This window comes from Novosphingobium sp. SG751A (assembly GCF_013149295.1).
GTDB lineage: Bacteria > Pseudomonadota > Alphaproteobacteria > Sphingomonadales > Sphingomonadaceae > Novosphingobium.
The window spans coordinates 77,934-99,383 of record NZ_JABGCB010000004.1; the positions used below are offsets into that span (position 1 = coordinate 77,934).

A 21,450-nucleotide genomic window follows, 5' to 3' on the forward strand; every position below is an offset into this window, starting at 1 on the left:
GATTTGGCGGCGGAGGGAGCCCCCGCCGCCAAGGGGTGTCAGAACGAATAGCCCACGCTCAGACCAAAGTAGCGCGAGGCCGCCTTGGGCAGAAAGGCGTTGAGGTTATTGGGCGTCAGCGTTTGCGAGGTCAGCTCGCTGCCATGGCCCATCGCCGAATAGAAACGCTGATCGGTCAGGTTCTTGGCAAAGATCGAGACGCTGATCCCCTTGTCCGCCGGACGCGCGCCCAGCGACAGGTCAAAGGTCGTATAGGCGCCTTGAACCAGCAGCGGGTCCTGTTCCAGCGCGAAAAGCACGCTGCTCTGATAGGCCATGGCCAGATCGACATAGGCGATCATCGAGCCCACATTGCGTTCATAGCGCGGGTTGATAGTCAGGCGCCATTCGGGCGTGTTGGGCAGGATGCCGCCGCGCACATTCTGGTTCGCGCCCGACAGGACATTGTTGACGCTATATTGCTTGTAGCAGGCGTTGGTTGGCGGCGTGGCGCCATAGGCGATGGTGGCAAAACTTGCCTGATTTTGCAGCGGGCAGGCCAGCCCATCGGCGTCAAAGCGTGCATGTGTATAGGCCAGCGAGGAGTTGATCGAAAGCCCATCGACCGGGCGCAGAGTAAGCTCGATCTCGACGCCCTTGGTGGTGGCCGCGCCCGCATTGGTGACGGTGAAGAGGAAATTGCCGGTCGATTGATCCGACTTGTTGGCCTGAACCTGCAAATCCTTGTATTTGGCGATAAAGGCCGACACAGCGATGCTCAGCTTGCGGTCGAGGGTTGTGCCTTTGAAGCCCAGTTCAAAGGCGTTGACGGTTTCGGGGCGCACCACGGCATTGTTGTTGAACGTCTGGTTATATTCGGTGCCCAGCGATTGGCCCTTATAGCCGCGCGTATAGGTGGCATAGGCCTGAGCATTGCGGTTAAATTCATATTGCAGGCCCGCCTTGCCGGTCAGCACCTCGTCCGAGGCGGCGGCAAAACCGCGCGTGACCGGGACATTGAGCGAATCCCCGGCAAAGGGCGCGTTGGGATACTGGAACCCATAGACCGAGATATATTCATGCTGCCAGCGCAGGCCCCCGATGGCTTTGAGCCCGCCGACCAGATTGTAATCGACCTGGCCAAACCCGGCATATTGATAGGAGCGCAGATGAGCCAGGCTGGCCCCCGAGGAGCCCACGACATTGGCCGCAGGGCAGGGCGCCCCGATGGACAGCCCCGATGAGGCGGGCGCCGAGCAGGTGACGATGCGCCGCGTGAAATCGCGGTCAATGGTCAGATCCGAGAAATAGAGCCCGCCGACATAATTGATCCGACCTTTCTTGGCATTGGACAGGCGTAGTTCCTGCGAGAAATTGTCCAGTTGATAGCCGCCGCCATTCACGTCGAACTGGGCATAGGCGGGGGCCGCGGTGCCGCCGCTGTAGATGGGGACATCGGTGTTGATGGCATCAACATCCTGATTGTTATAGAACTTATACTTCTGATAGGCGCTGACCGAGGTCAGCGACAGCGCGCCAAGGTCGAGCTTCGCCTCCAGCGAATAGGTCTGCTGGGTGGTCAGTGTTACGGTGTCGAGGTTCGAATTGACCTGCGCGTTCGACGGGCCGGCGATCACCGGGGCCTGAAGCAGGGCCAGATTGGCATTGTCGGTGCGGATGGCCACCGTCTGGCAGCATTGCGATTGGTTATGGCCATAATTGAACCCGGCCAGCAGGTTCAACCGCCCAATATCCACCTCCAGCTTCCCGCGCAGGCCATAGCCTTCGCTGCCGTTGGTCTTGGCCTTGCGGGCGACGTTATAGATATAGCCGTCATCCTTGTTGTAATAGCCGCTCAAACGCAGGCGGACATGCTCGCCCAGCGGGCCCGAGACGGTGCCGTTCAGGTGATATTCGCCCTTTTCGGCGATGGTGGCATTGACCTTGCCCGACAATTCGCTGGTTGGGCGGGCGGTGACCACGTTGATCGCGCCGCCGGTGGCGTTCTTGCCGAACAGCGTGCCCTGCGGCCCGCGCAGGACTTCGATCCGCTCAATGTCGGCCAGATCGGAAAACCCCTGCGCCGCGCGGGCCATCACCACGCCGTCCATCACCACCGAGACCGAGGATTCATTGCCCACGCCAAACACGGCGGTGCCAATGCCGCGGATGCGGAAGTTCGAATTGTTCGGATTGGTGCCCTGCGTATAGGTCAGCGAGGGCGAGATCTGGCCAAGGCTGGTAGTGTCGGTGATGTTGCGCGTGGCCAGTGCCTGCGCGGTGAGGGCGGTGACGGCGAGAGGCACATCCTGAAGGCGTTCTGCGCGTTTTTGGGCGGTGACGACAATGTCTCCGGGGGCGGCTTCGGCGGTGGGGGCCTGCGCATGGGCTGTTTGCGTCAGCGCTGTCGTTACCATGCCCAGCAAAAGGGCCGTGCGGATGGATTTCATGGCGATGTCTCTCCCTGTTTTTGATTGTTGCGCCCAAATTTGGCCAGTTTATTCGCAGAACTGTCCAAATTTGGGGGCAGATTCTCTTATGCCGCACTTTGGACGAATCAACGTCAGCGCTGACGTAACGCCTAATCAACCGTGACAGGGCTGTCAAGAAACGCCATGCCCATTGACCCGCGTGGACAGGTCCCGTCCTATTGGCTTATGCAACGCCCATGTCGAACCGCAGACCCACGCTAGATGATGTTGCCCGCATTACCGGAGTGTCCGCCAAAACGGTGGCTCGAACGCTCAATGGCGAGAAGGGCGTGGGGGCCGAAACACGCGATCGGGTGATGGAGGCGGTCCAGCAATTGGGCTATCAGATGAATGTTTCGGCCCGCGCGTTGGCCAGCGCCAAGACGCTGAGAATCTGCATCGTTTCCAATTGGATGACGGCCTTCTTCATGTCGCAGATCTATCGCGGCGCGGCGCGTGCCTGTCAGGAGCGCGGCTATCATCTTATCATCCGCGAATTCGACCCCGGGCAGAGCGATGCCATCGACACCTTTCGTCGGCAATTGCAGGCGGCCCCCGTCGATGGTATTTTTGTCACCTCCCCGCTGAGCAGCAACGAAGCGTTGCTGGCCATGTTCGATGATCTGGGGCTGCGCTATGTCCGCCATTCGCCGATGGGCGATTTTGAACGTTCCGATGTGGTTCAGGCGGACGAAATGGGCGGCGGCGCGCTGATCGCCCGCCACTTGTGGGAAAAAGGGCATCGCCGCTTTGGCCTTATCATGAATGCGGTGGGCCATGTTGCCGCAGGGCAGCGTTATCGGGGGTTTGTTGAAGAAATTCTGCGCCTTGGCGGATCAGAGGACCAGATCACCAACGTGGGCTATCCCATCGGTATGCGCGGCGCAGAGGGCCAGAACCCTATCGGTTACAGCGAGGCCGCCGAACTGCTGGCGCAAAAAGAGCGCCCAAGCGCGATCTTCGCCTTCAATGATGAAGTGGCCGCAGGCGTTCTGGCGCGCGGCCATGCGGCCGGTTTTGCCCTGCCGCAGGATCTGGCCGTGGCGGGCTATGGCAATGCCGATTTCGGGCGGCTGACATGGCCTGCGCTGACTACTGTGCGCCAGCCCAATACGGACATGGCCTATCAGGCCGTGTGCTGGCTGACCGAACCGGCACCAGTCCGCGCGAGGGTGATGACATTTCCGGTCGAACTGATACCACGTGCCAGCACGGCCGAGACGTGACTTAAGCGCGCGGGGGAAAGAGCGGTCTGGGAAAGCTGGCAGCCAGCATCACTGCCGTTGCCAGTACGAAGAGCAGAACCAGCAGATAGGATGGCGGCCCCGCGCCTGCCGCAGGTTGCTGCGACAGATAGAAATAGGGACGCATGATCAAGGCCCCGCCCAGCGCCAGGCCGATCTGTTGCCCCAGTCGCAGCGCGGCGGCGCTGGCTCCGGCATGGGCGGGGGCGGTGCGCGCCATGCTGGCCGGGCCGATACAGCCCGATGTCATGCCAACCCCCATGCCCGCCAGCCCCAGAATGGGCAGCAACGCCCAGACCGGCCAATGCGGATTTTGCCCCGCCCACATGATCAGCGGCGCGGCAAGGGCCAGCAGCGCCGCCCCGGCGGCAATGACAAACCGCCCGTCTTTTTTCAGCAGAAACCGGCCAAAGAACAGGATCGAGAAGAACACGCCCATGCCATAGGGGATCTGAATCGCGCCCGAGACATAGGGTGAATGACCCCGCCCGTTTTGAAGAATGTGATTGATGATGATGATCAGGCTGTTGCTGCTGGCGCTGAAACAGATGGTCAGCATCGCGCCTGTGGCCAGTTGCGACAGAGCGGTAGGATCGGAGCGCGCGTCCCACGGGCGACGCAGCGAAAACGTCCCCCGCCTGATCCGCCACAGGGCCAAAAAGGGCAGGGCGGCCAGTGCCATCATCCATGGATGAAATCCTGCCGTGTCTCGCCCCAGCCACTCGAACATCGCCATGATCGCGCCCACCGCTATCACCAGCGGCATAGGTCGATACAGAAATCCTTGGTCCCTCCCATCCTCGGGGCGATGCGTGTCGCGCGGAAGCAGCCAGTAGCCGAGCAGCAGCGCCGTCGCGCCGATCATCGCCCCCACCATAAACACCACGCGCCAGCCAAGATCGGCAAAATTGCCCGATATCAGTAATCCGGCCACCACCGGCCCGAATGTGCCTGCCGAGGCCGAAGCAAAGCCAAGCGCGGGCAGCAGTCGGACGCGGTCTTGCGGAGCATAGAGGATATGGAGCAGCCCCATGATCTGGGGCGCGGTCAGGGCAAAAGCCGCGCCCTGCAGCAGACGCGAGAGCAGGAAGGCGATGATCCCCCCCGACAGTGCGCAGGACAGCGAGGCCCCGACATAGAGCCCCGCTCCCGCCAGAAAGACTCGGCGATGCCCGATCCGGTCCGCCATCGGGCCGGTCAGCACCAGCGTCAACGCAAAGCCGAGTGCATAGGAGCTGTAAAACCAATGGGTTATATGGCTGGATGCATGAAGGTCGCGTGCCACAACCGGCATCGAGACATTGACGAACATCGCGTTTAAAACTTCCATGAAGTTTGCAAGCAACAGCGCGGCAAAAGGGAAATAGCGCTTTGCGCGCAAGATATCGCCCACGTCCTCTCCCCTGCGCCGCCCCGTTGGTCGGGATTCTGGCCCAAACTCTGCAATCACCGCATAGCGACGATCCGACAGGCTGGCCAGTCGAACGGTTGGCCGATGCTAACTTGCGGCAAAGCGTGGTGAAAAAGCATCATTTGCATTTTGCGGGGCGCCCTGCGATCTTGCCCGCCGGAAATTTGCCAATATGTACAAAAGCGCGCAAACCGACGCGCGGGGCCAGACGGGGATCGTTTCATCAGTGGCAACAATCAAGGATGTCGCCAAGGCAGCCGGTGTTTCGTTCAAGACCGTTTCGCGCGTGGTCAATGGAGAGAAGCGCGTTGGCCCCGAAGCGCGCGAAAGGGTCAATCAGGCGATCCGGGAACTGGGCTACAAACCCTCGTTGGCCGCGAGGCAGCTGGCGGGGCAGCGCAGCTATCTGATCGGTCTGCTCGTGCCGCGTCTGGGGGCCAGCTATATAGCGCGCATGTTGATCGCGATGGGGGCGGCCTGCCGGGCCTCGGGCTATAATCTGATCACCGAAATGCTGGATTATCAGGAATATCGCCGTTCCGACTTTTTCTCGATCAACTTCTCCGCCCGGCCTGACAGTGTGATCCTGACCCCGCCCTTCAGCAATGAGGAGCGGATTTTGGACTATTTCGAGCGGGAGAAAGTGTCCATCGTGCGGGTGGCTCCGGCCTTTGAAGGCTATGGCCTGCGCGTGCCGGTGGATGAAGAACCCATTGCCATGGAATTGATGCGCCATCTGATTGCCAAAGGTCACAGGCGGATCGGGATCATCGGCCCACCGCCGCGCCGCCTGGCCTCCGAGGCGCGCGTGGTAGGTTATCGCAAGGCTCTGGCCGAGGCGGGAATTGAGGAGGATCCTGCGCTGATATTGCGCGGTGACTTCACATTCGCTTCGGGCGTGGCGGCCACCACCAGCCTGCTTGCATTGCCCCAGCGGCCAACCGCGATCTTTGCCGCAGGCGATGAACTGGCCGCAGGTGCCATGGCCGAGGCGGCGCGGCTGGGATACCGGGTGCCCGATGATCTGGCGGTGGCGGGCTTTGACGATTCGCCCATTGCCCGCATGGTGTTTCCGCCCATCACCACCGTGCATCAGCCGGTGCGCGATATTGCGCGGGCTGCGGTTGAAGCGGCGATCAATCCCGATTTCAAGCCGCAGCCCTTTGAATATAAACTGATCATTCGAGGCTCCACCGACGGCAGCCGCCAGCATTGCCTCGAACCCTATCCGTTTTAGACCTTCATGCGGCGGATCAGTCGTTCAAAATCCATGATCGGCATCGATGGCGTATATTTCCCTTCCAGCACCGCGCTAAGATAGCGCCCGGCGTTGCGGACATATTCCTGCTCGCTTTGCGCGGCCTGTTGCACAACGGGCAGGGCGGGGAGGGCATGGTCCCCAATATAGGTCAGCGCGTTGAGCGCCTGCAACTGCACCGGCCACACCTTGTCCTGCGCGGCCAGAGCGGTGAGGACGCGGACGGGTTCGTCGATCTCGCCCAGACGCACCAGCGCCTCGGCGGCCACGACGCGGACCTGATCGGCGCTGTCCTTGGCCAGAGCGGCCAGCAGGGCGGACTTGGCCCCATGCTGACCACCAACCAGCAGGCCCGTTGCCGCCCAATAGCGGATCACCGGCAGCGGATGGTTCAGCCCCTCGACCAGTTGTGCTTCGCTGCCCGCGCCGCTCGCCGCCAGACGCGCCATCTCCATCACCTGCGTCAGGGGATAGGTCTTGCGATCCCGGCTTTCGAAATAGCCTTCGCCCGCCATGGCTTCGGGAATGAAGCCATTGTCGTTGATCGCCACCATATGCGTATCAAGCGCCTTGCTCAGCCGTTCCATCTGCGCTTTTGCCGCAGGATCGGCGGCCAGATTGCGCAATTCATGCCGGTCTTGGCGCAGGTCATAGAGTTCTTCATAGGGTTTGGTGTGGAAGAACCGGTCCTGATCGGCATTGAGCGTTCCAGCGCGATGGGCCGCTTCCCAATCCTGATAGCCCTTGGCCAGCCATTCGAAGGCCTGATGCTGGCCCCACGGGCGATGCGGCATGTAATTGCGGATATAGCGCCAGCGACCATCGGTGACGGTGCGCTGAAAATCATAGCGTTCGTCCATCCGGTTCCGCATTCCGAAGGCGTAGGCCTGCGACGCGGCGCGGGGGCCAAGGAAGGGCTTGCCCACCATCTGCGCCGGTTGGGCCACGCCCGCCAGAGCCAGCACCGTGGGCGCCAGATCGATGAAGGAGACGGGCGTGTCAACTTCGCGCCCCGGCGCCACGGGCAAGAGGTGGCGCCATTTGGGCGGAGCATAGACCACCATCTCGCAGGCCAGCCCATCCTCATAGCAATAGCGCTTGGACCGGGGCAGTACGCCGCCGTTGTCGGAATAGTGGAAGATGATCGTATCCTCGGCCAACCCATCGGCCTCCAGTTCGGCAATGCGCTGGGCCAGTTCGCCGTCCATCTTTTCCATCAGGTTGTAATAGCTGGCGAAATCCTGTCGTATTCCGGGCGTGTCGGGCAAGAATGGTGGGATGGACACCATATCGGGCGTGACGCGGCCTTGGGTGGGTTGAAACAGGCGTGATTCATGGGTGGTTTCGTAATTGAAGACAGCCATGAACGGCTTGCCGCCTGGATTTTTGCGCCAATGGCCCTGCGGTCCCTGAACGTCCCAGATCGCCTCGGGCTTCACATCGCAATTATAATCGGTCTTGGTGTTGTTCGTGCAGAAATAGCCCGCCGCGCGCAGCAATTCGGGGTAGGTCTGAAACTCTTTGGGGAAATGCGCATTGGCCCGCATGTGGTTGGCCGGCGCGCAGCTCTCCGGATAGACGCCCGTCAGAATGCCGAAGCGCGAAGGGGCGCAGACCGGCGCATTGGAATAGATATGGCGGAACAAGACGCCCTTGCGCGCCAATCCGTTGATCGTGGGCGTATGGGCCAGCTTGTCGCCATAGGCGCCGACATAAGGATTGTTGTCTTCCGACACGATCCACAAAATATTGGGGTGCTTGCCTGAAGAGGGCCGAGCAAGCGCCCCCTGAGCAGCAGTCGCCGCCAGAGAAGCGGCTGCGCCCAGAACAGTTCGACGGTTGAGATGGGGTTGTTTCACGGTGTTTCTCGCTTTTAACAGGGCAGGCGGGGTTGGCGGCGGGTCAATAGACCCACTCGGTCTCGCGTCCGCCGATCATGACCTTGCGGGTGAAATGCAGTTTCCAGAGCGGCGCGGGCAGGGATTTGGCGAAACCCTCAACCGCGCGGTTCAGCTTCTCGGCCTCGGCTTTGTGGTCGGCCGAAACATCCGCCTTTTCCCAAGGGTCCTGCGCCAGATTGTGCAGCTTCGTCTGATGCCAGTCGTCTGAACGCCACAGCCGCCATTGCCCTTGCCGCGCGGCAAAGACCGGAGCCTGACCCCAGACCAGCAGTCGGTTGTCCGGCCCTTTGTAATGGGCCGAGGCGATCAGGTCCTGTCCCTCCAATTCGTGCGGAAGGGCCTGTTTCGGGGCCGCGCCGCGCAGGATCGTAGGCAGAATGTCGAGCGAGGAAACCGGCGTATCGACGATACCCTTTGGCTTCATCGCGTGCGGCCATGAAAAGAGAAAAGGCACCCGCACCCCTCCTTCCAGATAGGTGAACTTGCCTGCGCCCCATGGATGGGCATCGTTGCAAAAGCCGAATTGCACCGGACATCCATTGTCCGACAGAAACATGACCATCGTATTGTCGCGCAGCCCGCGTTCCTCCAATGTGTCGAGGATCCGGCCCACGCCTGCATCCATGGCCGCAATCATCGCCACATAGGTGCGCCGAACCGGGTCCTTGATATGGGCAAAGCGGTCATACCATTCCTGCGGCACCTGTAGCGGCCAGTGCGGCGCATTATAGGCGACATAGGAGAAGAAGGGCTGTTTGCCCCGTGACGCGCGGTCAATGAAATCCACCGCATGATCGGTGATCTCGTCGGTAAGATAGCGGTTGAAATTATCGACTTTGCGGCGCTCGGGCCCCTCGACGATCACCCCATTGTCGCGCCGCGTTTCAAAGGGCGGCTTGCCCGCGTCAGCCTTGGTGGGGGTGGTGACGATGCCGGGCGTCTCGGGATCGACATAGACCGTCTCCCCGGCCAGAAAGCCGAAGAATTCGTCAAAGCCCCGATTGGTGGGATAGAAGCGGTCCTGCGCGCCCAAATGCCATTTGCCAAAGGCGCCGGTGTGATAGCCCAGCGGTTTCAATCTTTCGGCAATGGTCTTTTCCGTGGACGGCAGACCCGCGCCTTCATCGCCTTCATCATTGATATTATAAGTAAAGCCAAAGCGCATCGGCATCCGGCCCGTTAGCAAGCCCGCGCGCGAGACCGCGCAGACCGAGGCTGCGACATAGCCATTGGAAAATGCCGCTCCCGAGGCCGCGATGCGGTCCAGATTGGGCGTGGACACATCCTTGCCGCCATAGGCCGAGACATCGGGCCAACCCAGATCATCGACCAGAATGACCACCACGTTTGGCGCCTGCGCCGCGTGCGGTTGCGCCGCCGGTGGAGCCAATGATGTCGCCGGGCGGGCTGGCGCGACCGGGGCGCAGAGCAGAGCCGCCGTGCCCAGCAGCATGGCCGTCAAAACGCGCTTCATTGGCCTTTTCCCTTAATCCGCACATCGGGGCGGTCGGCGGAATCATCGAATTGTTCGCGCGTGCGGAAACGTTCGGGCGCCTCGGCCAGCGCGGGGGTGGAATAGCGCCGCGCCTGATCCCACCAGAGCTTTTTCAGCTCTTCCAGCTTGGCCGGATATTGCGTCGACAGATCGGTGCTTTCCGAAAAATCCTTATCCGTGTTGAACAGCGCCCATTTGTCGGCGGCGAAATCGCTGCCCTGTTTGTGGATGGTGACGGCGCGCCAAGGGCCTTGGGTGATGGCGCGATTGCCGCGCAATTCGAAATATTGCACCGATCGGGCCGCAGAAGCCCCCGCCGACAGCATCGTGGGTAGGATGGAGCGACCCGCCACCGGAATTTCGACCACGCCATGCAGCGTTTTAGGAAATTGCGTATGGCCGACCTGCGCCAAAGTGGGGGCAAGGTCGATGACATCGACATATTGATGCCGGATCGCCCCGCCATCCTTGATGACCTTGGGCCATGACACGATCAAGGGCGTGCGTATGCCGCCCAGATAGGGCCATAATTTGTAACGCCGCAGCGGGGTGACGCCCGCCATCGCCCATGGGCGCTGATATTCGCTTTCGGTCTTGTCCGTGCCCAATTCGTCGATCCGCGCCAGCATCTGCTCGGCGCTTAGTTTGTTGGGGGCGTAAAGGCGCTCAAACGATCCGCTCTGGCCCGCTTCGGACGCCGCGCCATTGTCGCTCATCACCATGATGATCGTGTTGTCATATTGCCCGGTGGCCTTGAGATGGGCGATCAGCCGCCCGATCTGCTCGTCTGTATGGGTCAGAAACCCTGCATAGGTGGCCATGAAGCGGGCATAGACCTGCTGCTCGGTCGGGGTCAGGTCGGCCCATGCCCGGTCGCCCGGATTGCGCGGGGGCAGGATCGTGTTGGCGGGCACGATGCCCATCGCCTTCATCCGCGCCAGACGCTCCACCCGCAAGGCGTCCCAGCCCTTCGCATAGGTGTCGCGATAGGCGTCGATATAGGGGCGCGGCACCTGAATGGGCGCATGGCCCGCGCCATAGGCCAGATAGACGAATTGCGGCTTGCCCTGACCCGGTTTCAGCGCGGCGATGGCGTGGTCGGTAATGTCATTCGAGAAATGATAGGCCGGCGTCTCGGGCGAGGGGATGCGCTTGTTCCCCTCGATTAGCTTGGGGTGATATTGATCGGTCCAGCCGAGGAAGAAGCCGTAGAATTGGTCAAACCCGCGTTGCAGCGGCCATGATCCGTTATGGCCCGCCGATCCGTCCTGATCCTCAGGCGCCAGATGCCATTTGCCGAAACCCGAAGTGGCATAGCCTGCATGCGAAAGAACCTGCGCGATGGTCTGGGCATTGTCGGGCAATTCGCCGCGGTCGCGGGTCATGTCGGCCGGATCGACCTTGCTGGCGGGCAGATCAGCCATGCGCACCGTTTGCGGATTGCGTCCGGTCAGCAGCGCCGCGCGGGTGGGGGTGCAGACCGCCTTTGTGTCGAAATGGTTATAGCGCAGCCCGCGCGCCGCCAGCGCATCGAGATTGGGCGTGCGGATTTCCGAGCCGAACGGGCCAAGATCGGAAAAGCCCACATCGTCCAGCACGATCAGCACGATATTGGGTCGAGCCGGGGCGATGGCCGGCGCGGCGGCGGGGGCCGCGCCGGCCATCGCCAGGCCCATGATCACGGCGAGCGGATGGGGGGCGAAAAGGCCGCGGTTCCATCGCTTCGTCCAAGGCTTTGCGGGTCTATTCATGCATCCACTCCGGCTTTCTGGTCTGATTATATGTATGCATCAAAGATGATGGGCATCGTTGTCATAATAGGAAATGCATAAGTTAATTTCGCTTGTCAATTTAGGAGTGACAACGTTGACGCATTTTGTCATAAGCCCGCCATCCGCTGCAATAAGGCGGAGAGAATCGAAATGGGGGATGTGATGATGAAACGTGGCTTTGCCGCGCTGCTTGGCGGCGGCGCTGTGCTTGCTTTTGCCCAGCCAACTCTTGCTCAACAGGCGCCGCAAGCGCCCGAACTGGCGCCCGGCGAAATCGTGGTCACCGCGCAAAAGCGCGCCGAACGTCTCCAGGATGTGCCGCTGGCCGTTACCGCGATTGCGGGCGAGGCGCTGGCCACGCGCGGCATCACCGATACCAAGAGCCTGACCCAGATTTCGCCCACGCTGTCCTATCAGCAAGGCAACAATCCTTCGAACTCCAGCTTCCGCATTCGCGGGATCGGTACGGCGGTATTTGGGCAAGGGACCGAAAGCTCGGTCTCGACCGTGCTGGACGGCGTTGTCATGGCGCGTCAGGCGCAGGGCTTTTCCGATCTGGCCGATATTGAGCGGATCGAAGTGCTGCGCGGGCCGCAGGGCACGCTGTTCGGCAAGAATGCCACCGGCGGCGTGATCAACATCGTCACCGCCCGGCCCAGCAAGACGCTGACCGGCAAGATCAACGCCACCATCGCCGAAAAGGGCGAATATCACCTGAACGGCACCGTTTCCGGGCCGATCAGCGATAAGCTGGGCGTGCGTGTTTCGGGGTTCTACAACAAGGATGACGGCTACATCTATAACGTCACCTTGCGCCGCAAGACCAATGGCTATGAATCCTTCGGCCTGCGCGGCAAGATGGAGCTGGATCTGGGGCGGCTCAACCTGCTGGCCACGGTTGATTATTCCAAGAACAATGCCTTCTGCTGTCAGTCGGTGCTGATCCGCTCGGACAATGCCAGCCTGACCACGCTGGTCGCTCCCGTTGTGCCGGGGCCGAATAATGTGCAGGTCGGATCGAATGGTGACACCACCTCGCGCACCTCGCAGCAGACCTATTCGCTGGAGGCCAAATACGATCTGGATTTCGCCACGATCACCTCGGTCACCGCGTGGCAGCATTACAGCTTTGACAATACGGTCGATGTTGATGGCATCAACACCGCCGTGCCGATCTATACCGGCGCCAATGCGGTGGCGCAGTATGACATCAATGGCGGGCCATTCACGCTGGGCGGGTTTACCCAGGAATTGCGCATGTCCAATTCGGGCAAGCAGAAGCTGAATTACACGATCGGTGGGTTCTTTTCGGACACCACGCTGGACCGCGAATTCACCCGCCGCTTTGTCAACTGCACGGCTAGCGGGCTGACGCTGGGGGCGACTTGCCCTTCGACCAATCTGGCCGGTTTTTCAGGCCACCATCGCGCCCATCTGCGCCAGAGCCAGATCGCTGGTTTTGCGCAATTCGATTACAATATCGCGGGCGGACTGAAGGCTCTGGGCGGTCTGCGCTGGCAGCATGAAACCATCTCGGTCTGGGGCAAGCAGGACACCACCCCTGCCTTTGCAGGCGATACGATCCTGCAAAGCGGCTATCCTCTGACCGAGGGCTATACGGCGGCATCGGACGATGTGCTGACCGGCAAGATGGGGCTGCAATATGAATTCAACCGCCGCGCACAGGTCTATGCCTCCTATACGCGCGGATATAAGGGGCAATCGCTGGGCACGGAATTTACCCAGACCTTTAACAATAATCCCGTGGTTCAGCCCGAAACGGTCAATGCCTTCGAGGTCGGCTTTAAGGGCAGCACCGCCGACCGTAAAGTCAGCATCGCGGTCGCGCTCTTCCTCGCCAAATACAAGAACCTTCAGGTCCAGGCCAACCGTTCCGACCCTTCGACCAACACGTTCACTTTCGTGACCACCAATGCCGGTGCTTCGGAAACCAAGGGCGTGGAAGTGGAAATGACGCTGCGCCCGGTCGATGGGCTCAGCGTGGCGCTGTCGGGCAGCTATGTGAAGACAAGGTTTGATGCCGACGGCATTGGCTGTCCGCTGCAAAATCAGGCCGCCTTTGCGACCGTGGCGACGGGATCGGCGGCGCCGGTCAACACGTGCTTTCGTTACAAGACTGGATCGACCTTTGTATCGAGCGCGGCGCAGAACATCGTGGGCGGCATTTTGCCGAACACGCCGACATGGCGCATTGGTATCAATCCGCGCTATGAGCATCCGTTTGCGGGCAAAATCGCCTATGCCGATGTCAATATCGCCTATCAGAGCGGGGTGAATTTCGCGCTGGAACAGGATCCTCTGCAATGGCAGCCGGAATATACCACGGTCGACGCCACCATCGGCCTGCGCGCCGAGGACAAGGGCCTGTCCTTCTCGCTCTTCGTTAAGAACCTGACCGATCAGCGCTATTATACCGCGATGGGCACGCCGGGCCTGTTCACCACCCAGACCGTAACGCCGACCAACCGCATGGGCTTCCTGCCCAAGGGGGCGTTCCGCTATTTCGGGGCGACGGTGGGTTACAAGTTCTGATGATCGCCTAGGCGACACCGGATGCGGCCTATCCAATCATGCGGCATTAGCATCATTGGATAGGCCCGCAGCATTGGATGCAACGCATACAAAAGCGCAGTCTTGCCCGCATAATAAATATAGCGGGAGGATAAAATGCCGCGAACAAGACTTCTGCCACCGCTGATGGCGGGCTTGGCTTTGGCCGGCGCCCTGAGCGCGGCGGCCCATGCGCAGGAACGCGAAGGCGTGGCCCCCGACCAGGCCGCGATGTATCGCCATCTCAAGGCGGCCCGCACAATTGCCGGGGCCGATCTCTATGCCCATTATGTCCATCGCTGCATCATGGACCAGACCTATCGCCGGACCATCTCGCGCGGGCTTCAGGGGCATAATGCGCTGCCCGCCACCCGCGTGTTCGATGAACTCTATTTCGTGGGCGAAAATGCGGTTTCGGCCTGGCTGCTCGATACGGGCGATGGCTATATCCTGTTCGATGCGATGTATGCGCCGCAGGATATTGAAAAGATCGTCGAGCCGGGGATGCACAGCCTTGGCCTCGACCCGGCAAAGATCCGCTATCTGGTCATCACGCATGCCCATGGCGACCATTTCGGCGGCGCGCGCTATTTGAAAGAACATTACGGCACGCGCATCATGGCATCGGCGGCCGATTGGAACGATATGGCCGATCAGGCCGCCCATCCCCGCCCCGGCATGCCGCCCGAATGGGCGAAGCTGGTGCCCGAACCCGATATGACCATTGCCGATGGGCAGGTCTTTGCGCTGGGCAAGGCAAGGCTGACCTTCTACCTCACCCCCGGCCATACGCCCGGCACGGTCTCCACGGTGTTCACCGTCCATGATCGCGGCATCGCGCATCAGGTGGGCTTCTTTGGCGGCCTCGGCACGCCCGATACCGCCCAAGGCAAGCAGGCGATCATCGCCTCGCTGGAAAAGTTCAAGCCGGTGGTGCGGGCGCGAAAACTGGATGTGCTGATCGCCAACCATCCGACGCAGGATCAGTCGATCCCCAAACTGGCCGAACTGGGCCTGAGGCAGGCGGGTGATCCCAATCCCTATGTGATCGGGGGTGATCGCTATCTGCGCTACCTCTCGCTGCAACAGGAATGCACCAAATTCGCGGCGGCCCAGCAGGGCCAGAGCATCCGATAAGGAGAACGCCATGCGCAAGAGCATCACATTGGCCCTCGTCGGGGTGGCTCTGGCCTCCGCCGCGCTGGGCGCCGGGGGCGATACCGATCCCTTTTTCGGCGATGGCGGCGTGTCCGACTTCTATCGCTGGGATGGGAAGCTGAACAAGCCGGGACAGATTCTGCGCCGCGAACCTTTGGGTGAGGGCTTCTATGCCGACCATGCTTCCTCGGCGGAACGCATCCTTTACAGCTCCACCGATGGCCGCTTCGGGCGCGGCGTGGTCGAGGCTTCGGGGATGCTCTATCTGCCACAGGGCAAGGCGCCCAAGGGAGGCTGGCCGCTGGTGGTCTGGGGCCATGGCACGATGGGCATTGCCGATGTCTGCGCGCCCAGCTGGAAAAAGCCGACCCCGCGCGACGGCACCTATGTCGATGCATGGCTTCAGGCCGGATTTGCCGTGGTGGCCCCCGATTATCAGGGGCTGGGTACGCGCGGCGTCCACACCTATGTCCAGCGCAAGGGCGAGGGCTATTCGGTGCTGGATGCGGCGCGGGCGGCGCTGAAGGCCGCGCCGGGGGTGATCGCCAACCGGGTGATCCTGACCGGGCAATCGCAAGGTTCGGGCGCGGTTCTCAACGCCACCTATCTTCAGCCAGCCTATGCGCCGGACGTGAGATTGCTGGGCACGGTGGCGACCGCGCTGGTGTGGCGCGCAGAGAACCGGGCCGATCCGGCGAGCGATGTGAAGGGCGCTGATCCGGCCCGCTATTACATCATGCGCATGTATGGCGGCGGCTTATTTCCGGGAAGTCCGCTCCCCGATACGCTATTGACCGAAAAGGGGAAATTGCTGCGCGAGGCGGCGCGGAAAGGCTGTTCGCGCGATATCGTCCCGGTGGCCAAGGACAATGGCGTTACCGGCGAGAATGCCTTTACCCGGCCCCCGCAGGACATGGCCCGCTTTATGGACATCACCGCGGTTCCGGCCAAGCCCATGCATGTGCCGCTGCTGATCGCCACGGGGCTTGCCGATGCGACCATTCCCACGCAAACCCAATATGCGGCGGTTCGAGCCATGTGTCGCAAGGGAAATCCGGTGATATGGCGCAAATATAATGGCGTAACCCATTCGGGAACCTCGAATTATGCGTTGCGCGATGCCATACCTTTCGCGCGGGATCTGTTGGCGGGCAAGCATCCGGCATCCAATTGCGGATCGATTACCCCGCCGGGGCCTATCCAGCCATCGGACGAGTCGATTCCGTTTCAGGATAAATAAGGCCCGTTTCAGGATAAATGAGGAGGATACATGGTTGGACGGCGTGAAGTGATGGTTTCGGGCCTGCTGGGCGGCCTCGCGCTGGCAGGGCGGAGCGAAGCGGCGGAGAGCGGTGCGCCAAGGTTGGAACTGGCGCTAGAAATCGTCGCCGATATTGCCCCGATGCAAAATCTGGGCATGGGGCCGTTGGGCGAGCGACGGATCGTGCCGATCATAGGCGGATCGTTCGAGGGGCGGGGCGCACTGGGCGGGGGGCTGAGGGGCAAGGTCATGCCCGGCGGCGCTGACCGGCAACTGGTGCGCAGCGATGGCGTGCGCAACCTGAGCGCACTGTATGAATTGCAGGCGGAGGATGGCGCGGTCATCACCGTGCTGAACAAGGTGGTGGTCGAGGATCTGCCGGACGGCGGGCGTTATGCCTTTTCCACCCCCGAGGTCACCGCGCCCAAGGGGCCGCATGACTGGATCAACCACAGTGTCTTTATCGGCACGCTCGAAAGCCTGCGTCCGGCAAGGCAGGCGGTGAGGTTGAAGTTCTATCGCGTATTTTGATAAATCTATGCAAAACCAGTATTGTTGAATACAGCAACGGAAATGTTCTTATGGAAAAATTGCTCCATCATAAATAAGATGGTGCAATAATAAACTGCCCCATCACCGATAAATAATATTATTCGTGAGGGGACGAATCATGCATAAATGCACCAGACTTCTTCTGGGATCGTCGCTAATTTCCTGCGTTTGCGCTAATCCGGCGCTGGCGCAGCAAAGCAGCGATCAGACGAAGGCCGCCGAAATCGTCGTGACCGGTTCACGCATCGCGCGTCAGGACTATGTCGCGCAAAGCCCCATCGTCACCGTTTCGCCCGCCGCGATCCAGAATTCGGGCACGCCCACCATCGACAGCTACCTGCTGCAAATGCCCAGCTTTGGCGTTGGCACCGGCGGCTTTTCCAATGGCAGTTCGGGCGGGCTGGGCATCGGACAGGCCAATCTCAACCTGCGGGGCCTTGGCACGGTGCGAACGCTGGTGCTGCTCGACGGGCGGCGGATGGAGCCGGGCAATGCGCAATCGGTAGTCGATATCAACACCATCCCCACCTCGGCTTTGCAAGGTGTTGAGGTCATCACTGGGGGCGCCTCGGCCACCTATGGTTCGGACGCGATTGCCGGCGTGGTCAATTTCAAGCTGCGCCACCGCTTTTCCGGTTTTGAGGCCAGCGCCCAGATGGGGATCTCGGAATTGGGCGATGCACCCAACCGCCAGTTTTCCGCCATCACCGGCCGCGATTTTGCCGATGGGCGGGGCCATGTCATCCTGTCGGGCGAATATGCCGATCGCGGCGCCATCGGCTTTCGCGACCGTGCCTTTTCCACGCCAACCGGCAATCTGGCCCCGCAAATGGGCAATGGCTTCTATTCGCCCAGCGGTACCAATCTTCCCAGCCAGAGCGTTGTGAACACGATCTTCGGCTCCTATGGCTATGCGGCCGGGACGATGCCGCGCACCGGCAATTTCGGCATCAACGGCGATGGCACGCTCTATCGCAGCCAAGCGCCAGGCACCAATTACAAGCCGACGGGCGACCCCTGCGTGGTCAACAATGGCGCGGCGGGCTTTGGCTATGACGGCAATTGCACCAACCGGCTGCAAAATCCGATGCATCGCTGGGCCGCTCTGGCGCGGGCCGAATATGAAGTGTCGGACAAGCTGACCGTGTTTGGCCAGTTCCAGTTTGCCCATTCACTCGCCCGCTCGCAGGGCAGCCATGCGCAGTTGAACGCGGTGGGGGCCACCGGAGTCAACGTGCCCGTCACGAATCCTTTTGTTCAGGCCAACACCGCCCTTGCCGCCGTTCTGGCCAGTCGCACCAATCCCAGCGCGCCCTTCGCCTTTGTGAAGCGTTTCGAGGAAGCGGGCCCACGCGCCTTTTCCAGCGCCACCGACACGTTGCAGGCGACGCTGGGCGCCAATGGCAAATTGTCTTCGGCATGGTCCTATGATGCCTATGCCAGCTATGGCCAGACAACGGCGGATGACCGCAACACTTCCGGTTCGGTCAGCCTGAGCGCGGTCAACCAGTTGCTCAACGCGGCCGATGGCGGGGCCAGCCTTTGCGCAGGCGGTTTCAACATCTTCGGCCCCAATCCGGTCTCGCAATCCTGCATCGATTATGTCTCGCGCAAGACGCTGAGCAGCACCAAGATCGCCCAGACCGAACTCAGCGCCAGTCTGACCGGCAGCCTGTTCAAGCTGCCCGCAGGCGACGTGAAGGTCAATGTCGGCGGCACCTATCGCCGCAACACCTTCCGCGTGAACCCGGATCCGTCGCTGCTGGCGGGCGATATTGCAGCGGTTTCGGCCATTGCCAATACCGTGGGCAGCACCAATGTCTGGGAAGGCTCCGTCGAGGCGCTGATCCCGGTGCTGGCCAAACTGCCGCTCGTGGAATCCTTCAATATTACTGCCGGTTATCGCTATTCGCATTACAATCTGGCGGGGGGCAATTCGACCTACAAGATCAATTTCGACTGGCGCGTGGCCTCGCCGCTGCTGCTGCGCGGGGGGTATCAGCGGGCGGTGCGCGCGCCCAATATCGGTGAATTGTTCCTGCCCCAGGCCAGCACCGTGGCCAATATCGGCGCCGCACCTTCCTCAGGCGATCCCTGTAACGCTACCGGCAATCTGCGCAACGGGGCCAATGGGGCACAGGTGCTGGCGCTCTGCCTTGCCCAAGGCATGCCCGGTTCGATTGCCTCGTCTTTCACACAGGCCAATGTCGGCGTGGGCGCCACCACAGCGGGCAACCGCGCCCTGCAACCCGAAACCGCCACCAGCTTTACCCTTGGCGCCGTGTTCCAGCCCACGATGGCGGGCGAGGCTTTGCGCCGGATCAGTCTGTCGGTCGATTATTACAACATCGCCATCAACAACACGATCGGCCAGATCGTGGGTCAGAACATCCTCAACAAATGCTACAACACCGATGGGTCGAACCCGACCTATGACCCTAACAATATGTTCTGTCAGTTGATCACCCGGTCGAACACCACCGGCCAGATCACCAATCTCTATCAGCCCTTGCTCAATCTGGGCGGGTACAAGACCGATGGCATCGATGCGGCCTTCGACTGGGCCTTGCCGCTATCGGCCGTGGGGATGGGCGAAAAGGCGGGTACGCTGACGCTCAACCTCAATGTCAGTTGGCTCAACAGCTTCCGCATTCAGGCGCTTCCGGCGGCGGCGTGGCAGAATTACCTCGGCACGATTTCGGGTACCGACACCTATGCTCGGTGGAAATGGTCGGGTCAGGTCGCCTATGAACGCGGCGCGGTGCAGGTGGGCGCGCGCTGGCGGCGGATGAGCTCGTTTGCGGACAATTCCATCGTCACCAATCCGGCCAGCACCGTGGCCGGGCCGGGGGCGATGCAATATGTCGATCTGTTCGCGCGCATCCGCTCGAAATCTGGCTTTGAGTTCCGTTTCGGCGTGACCAACGTGGCTGACACCCAGCCGCCGCAGGTCGGCGCTACTGCGGGCTTTACCAATCAGGCGCTCTATGACGTGATCGGGCGGGCCTATTACGCCGGCATCCGCTTCCACTTGTAAGGTCAGGCAGGCGTGAGCCTTTCCGGCGAGAGGGGCTCACGCTGTTCTATAGGTCTGATCTATGGATGGCCCAAAAATCTCTATTTTACTTGATGTAATAATTGGCGAAAACGCTCCTCAACATCAAGAATTGGGGAGAGTGGATCGTGTCTTTGGCCATGGATCGCAGGTTGTTTGTCGGTTCGGCCATCGCCGGTCTGGCCAGTGTGGCGGGCGGCGGCGCGGTCTGGGGCGGGCAACCGCTGTTGGCGCGGGTCATTCTGGACAATGATTTTGCCGGAGATCCTGACGGGCTCTTTCAACTGGCGCATCATGTGCTGTGCCGCGCCGTCTCCATCCCGCTGATCATCGGCTCGCATCTGCCCGGACATTTCGCCAGCGGGCATGATGCGCGGGATTCGGCCGACCGCGCGCGTGAGCTTTTGACGATCATGGGGCTGGGCAAGGTCCATGATCCCATCGCGGGTTCCGAAACGTCCATCGCCTCGCGTTCGTCATGGCAGTCCAGCAAGGCCAGCAAGGCCATCGTGCGCGAGGCGATGCGCGAGGATGCGAAGGAACCGCTGATCTATGCCGCCGGGGCCGGACTGACCGATCTGGCGCTGGCCTGGCTGAGCGAGCCAAAGATCGGGCAGCGGATCCGGCTGATCTGGATCGGCGGCAATAAGCACAAGGGCCTTGGCAATCCGGGAGCCAAGTCTGACGAACCCGAGTTCAATTTCTCCATCGACCCGCTGGCCGCGCAGGTGATCTTCAACGAATCCGATATAGAGATCTGGCAGGTGCCTTCCGACGCCTATAGCCAGATGTTGTTTTCCAATGCCGAGTTGGAAGAGCTGGGCGGGACCGGTCCGCTGGGCGCCTATCTGCAAGCCCGCGTGGATGCTATCCCGGAAATGTTTGCGAAAATACCCGGTGTTCCTCCGGTGCCTGCTTCGGACGCCTATGTGCTGGGCGACAGTCCGCTGGTTACGCTGACCGCGCTGGTTCCCCCAATGCAGCCGGACCCGGCTTCCTGTCGCTATGTGGCCATGCCCACGCCGCGCCTGCTCGACAATGGCGCCTATGCGGACAGGGCCGATAGCCGTCTCATGCGCGTTTACACCCAGATAGATGCCGGTCTGACATTCCGCGATATGCTGGCTCGCTTCAGGATCGCGCAGGGGGGCAGGGACGAGCGACGATAAACGGCCTCTGTCCCCAGTTGGGTCGATACCACAAGGGTCTTCAGGGGGCGAACCTTACGCCCTGCGAATCATTATGCTGATGGAGTCATGGTCGCCATGCTACCTCCTGCGCAGCATAAGGGTGAATGAATGCCGTTTGGTTCCAGTGTATTG

The 21,450-nt window shown here is 61.2% G+C and carries 13 protein-coding genes; 8 read left to right on the forward strand and 5 right to left on the reverse strand.

Annotated elements, in window-relative coordinates; genetic code table 11:
• Positions 1-38 precede the first annotated feature (38 nt).
• A complete protein-coding gene (locus FHW96_RS06475; protein ID WP_172339735.1) occupies positions 39-2,429 on the reverse strand; it encodes a TonB-dependent receptor in 2,391 nt (796 codons plus the stop codon).
• 218 nt (positions 2,430-2,647) lie between these two features.
• On the opposite strand from FHW96_RS06475, the gene FHW96_RS06480 reads away from it, so the two are divergent.
• Positions 2,648-3,676, forward strand: a complete 1,029-nt coding sequence (locus tag FHW96_RS06480; protein ID WP_172339736.1) for a LacI family DNA-binding transcriptional regulator — start codon at positions 2,648-2,650, stop codon at positions 3,674-3,676.
• A 1-nt stretch (position 3,677) separates the two neighbouring features.
• On the opposite strand, the gene FHW96_RS06485 is transcribed toward FHW96_RS06480, so the two are convergent.
• Positions 3,678-5,144, reverse strand: coding sequence for an MFS transporter (locus FHW96_RS06485; protein ID WP_371815655.1), 1,467 nt, complete (start codon positions 5,142-5,144; stop codon positions 3,678-3,680).
• 187 nt (positions 5,145-5,331) lie between these two features.
• On the opposite strand from FHW96_RS06485, the gene FHW96_RS06490 reads away from it, so the two are divergent.
• Positions 5,332-6,342 (forward strand): LacI family DNA-binding transcriptional regulator, encoded by a 1,011-nt coding sequence (locus FHW96_RS06490; protein ID WP_172339738.1) that lies wholly within the window; start codon positions 5,332-5,334, stop codon positions 6,340-6,342.
• Here the strand turns inward: FHW96_RS06490 and FHW96_RS06495 are convergent.
• From FHW96_RS06495 to FHW96_RS06505, 3 genes are read right to left on the reverse strand one after another with little or no spacing between them, the layout of a single operon-like run.
• The gene (locus FHW96_RS06495) at positions 6,339-8,222 is read right to left on the reverse strand and encodes a sulfatase-like hydrolase/transferase (RefSeq protein ID WP_172339739.1); all 1,884 of its coding nucleotides are present in this window, start codon (positions 8,220-8,222) and stop codon (positions 6,339-6,341) included. The two genes, FHW96_RS06490 and FHW96_RS06495, sit on opposite strands and share 4 nt — an antisense overlap.
• A 43-nt stretch (positions 8,223-8,265) precedes the next feature.
• Complete coding sequence (locus FHW96_RS06500) at positions 8,266-9,738, reverse strand: sulfatase-like hydrolase/transferase (protein ID WP_172339740.1); 1,473 nt, start codon at positions 9,736-9,738, stop codon at positions 8,266-8,268.
• The gene (locus FHW96_RS06505; protein WP_172339957.1) at positions 9,735-11,435 is read right to left on the reverse strand and encodes an arylsulfatase; all 1,701 of its coding nucleotides are present in this window, start codon (positions 11,433-11,435) and stop codon (positions 9,735-9,737) included. The genes FHW96_RS06500 and FHW96_RS06505 overlap by 4 nt, the downstream gene beginning before the upstream one ends.
• A 258-nt stretch (positions 11,436-11,693) precedes the next feature.
• Between FHW96_RS06505 and FHW96_RS06510 the strand changes: the two genes are divergently transcribed.
• The 6 genes from FHW96_RS06510 (at position 11,694) to FHW96_RS06535 (ending at position 21,297) form a co-directional block, all read left to right on the forward strand.
• The gene (locus FHW96_RS06510; protein ID WP_253950789.1) at positions 11,694-14,084 is read left to right on the forward strand and encodes a TonB-dependent receptor; all 2,391 of its coding nucleotides are present in this window, start codon (positions 11,694-11,696) and stop codon (positions 14,082-14,084) included.
• Positions 14,085-14,219: 135 nt separating this feature from the next.
• Positions 14,220-15,239 (forward strand): MBL fold metallo-hydrolase, encoded by a 1,020-nt coding sequence (locus FHW96_RS06515; protein ID WP_172339741.1) that lies wholly within the window; start codon positions 14,220-14,222, stop codon positions 15,237-15,239.
• 10 nt (positions 15,240-15,249) lie between these two features.
• Positions 15,250-16,500 carry a lipase family protein gene (locus tag FHW96_RS06520; RefSeq protein WP_172339742.1) on the forward strand — a complete coding sequence of 417 codons (1,251 nt, stop codon included), beginning with the start codon at positions 15,250-15,252 and terminating at the stop codon, positions 16,498-16,500.
• A 30-nt stretch (positions 16,501-16,530) separates the two neighbouring features.
• Complete coding sequence (locus FHW96_RS06525; protein WP_172339743.1) at positions 16,531-17,052, forward strand: DUF3237 domain-containing protein; 522 nt, start codon at positions 16,531-16,533, stop codon at positions 17,050-17,052.
• A 139-nt stretch (positions 17,053-17,191) separates the two neighbouring features.
• A complete protein-coding gene (locus tag FHW96_RS06530; RefSeq protein ID WP_172339744.1) occupies positions 17,192-20,110 on the forward strand; it encodes a TonB-dependent siderophore receptor in 2,919 nt (972 codons plus the stop codon).
• 101 nt (positions 20,111-20,211) lie between these two features.
• Positions 20,212-21,297, forward strand: coding sequence for a nucleoside hydrolase (locus FHW96_RS06535; protein WP_253950790.1), 1,086 nt, complete (start codon positions 20,212-20,214; stop codon positions 21,295-21,297).
• Positions 21,298-21,450 lie beyond the last annotated feature (153 nt).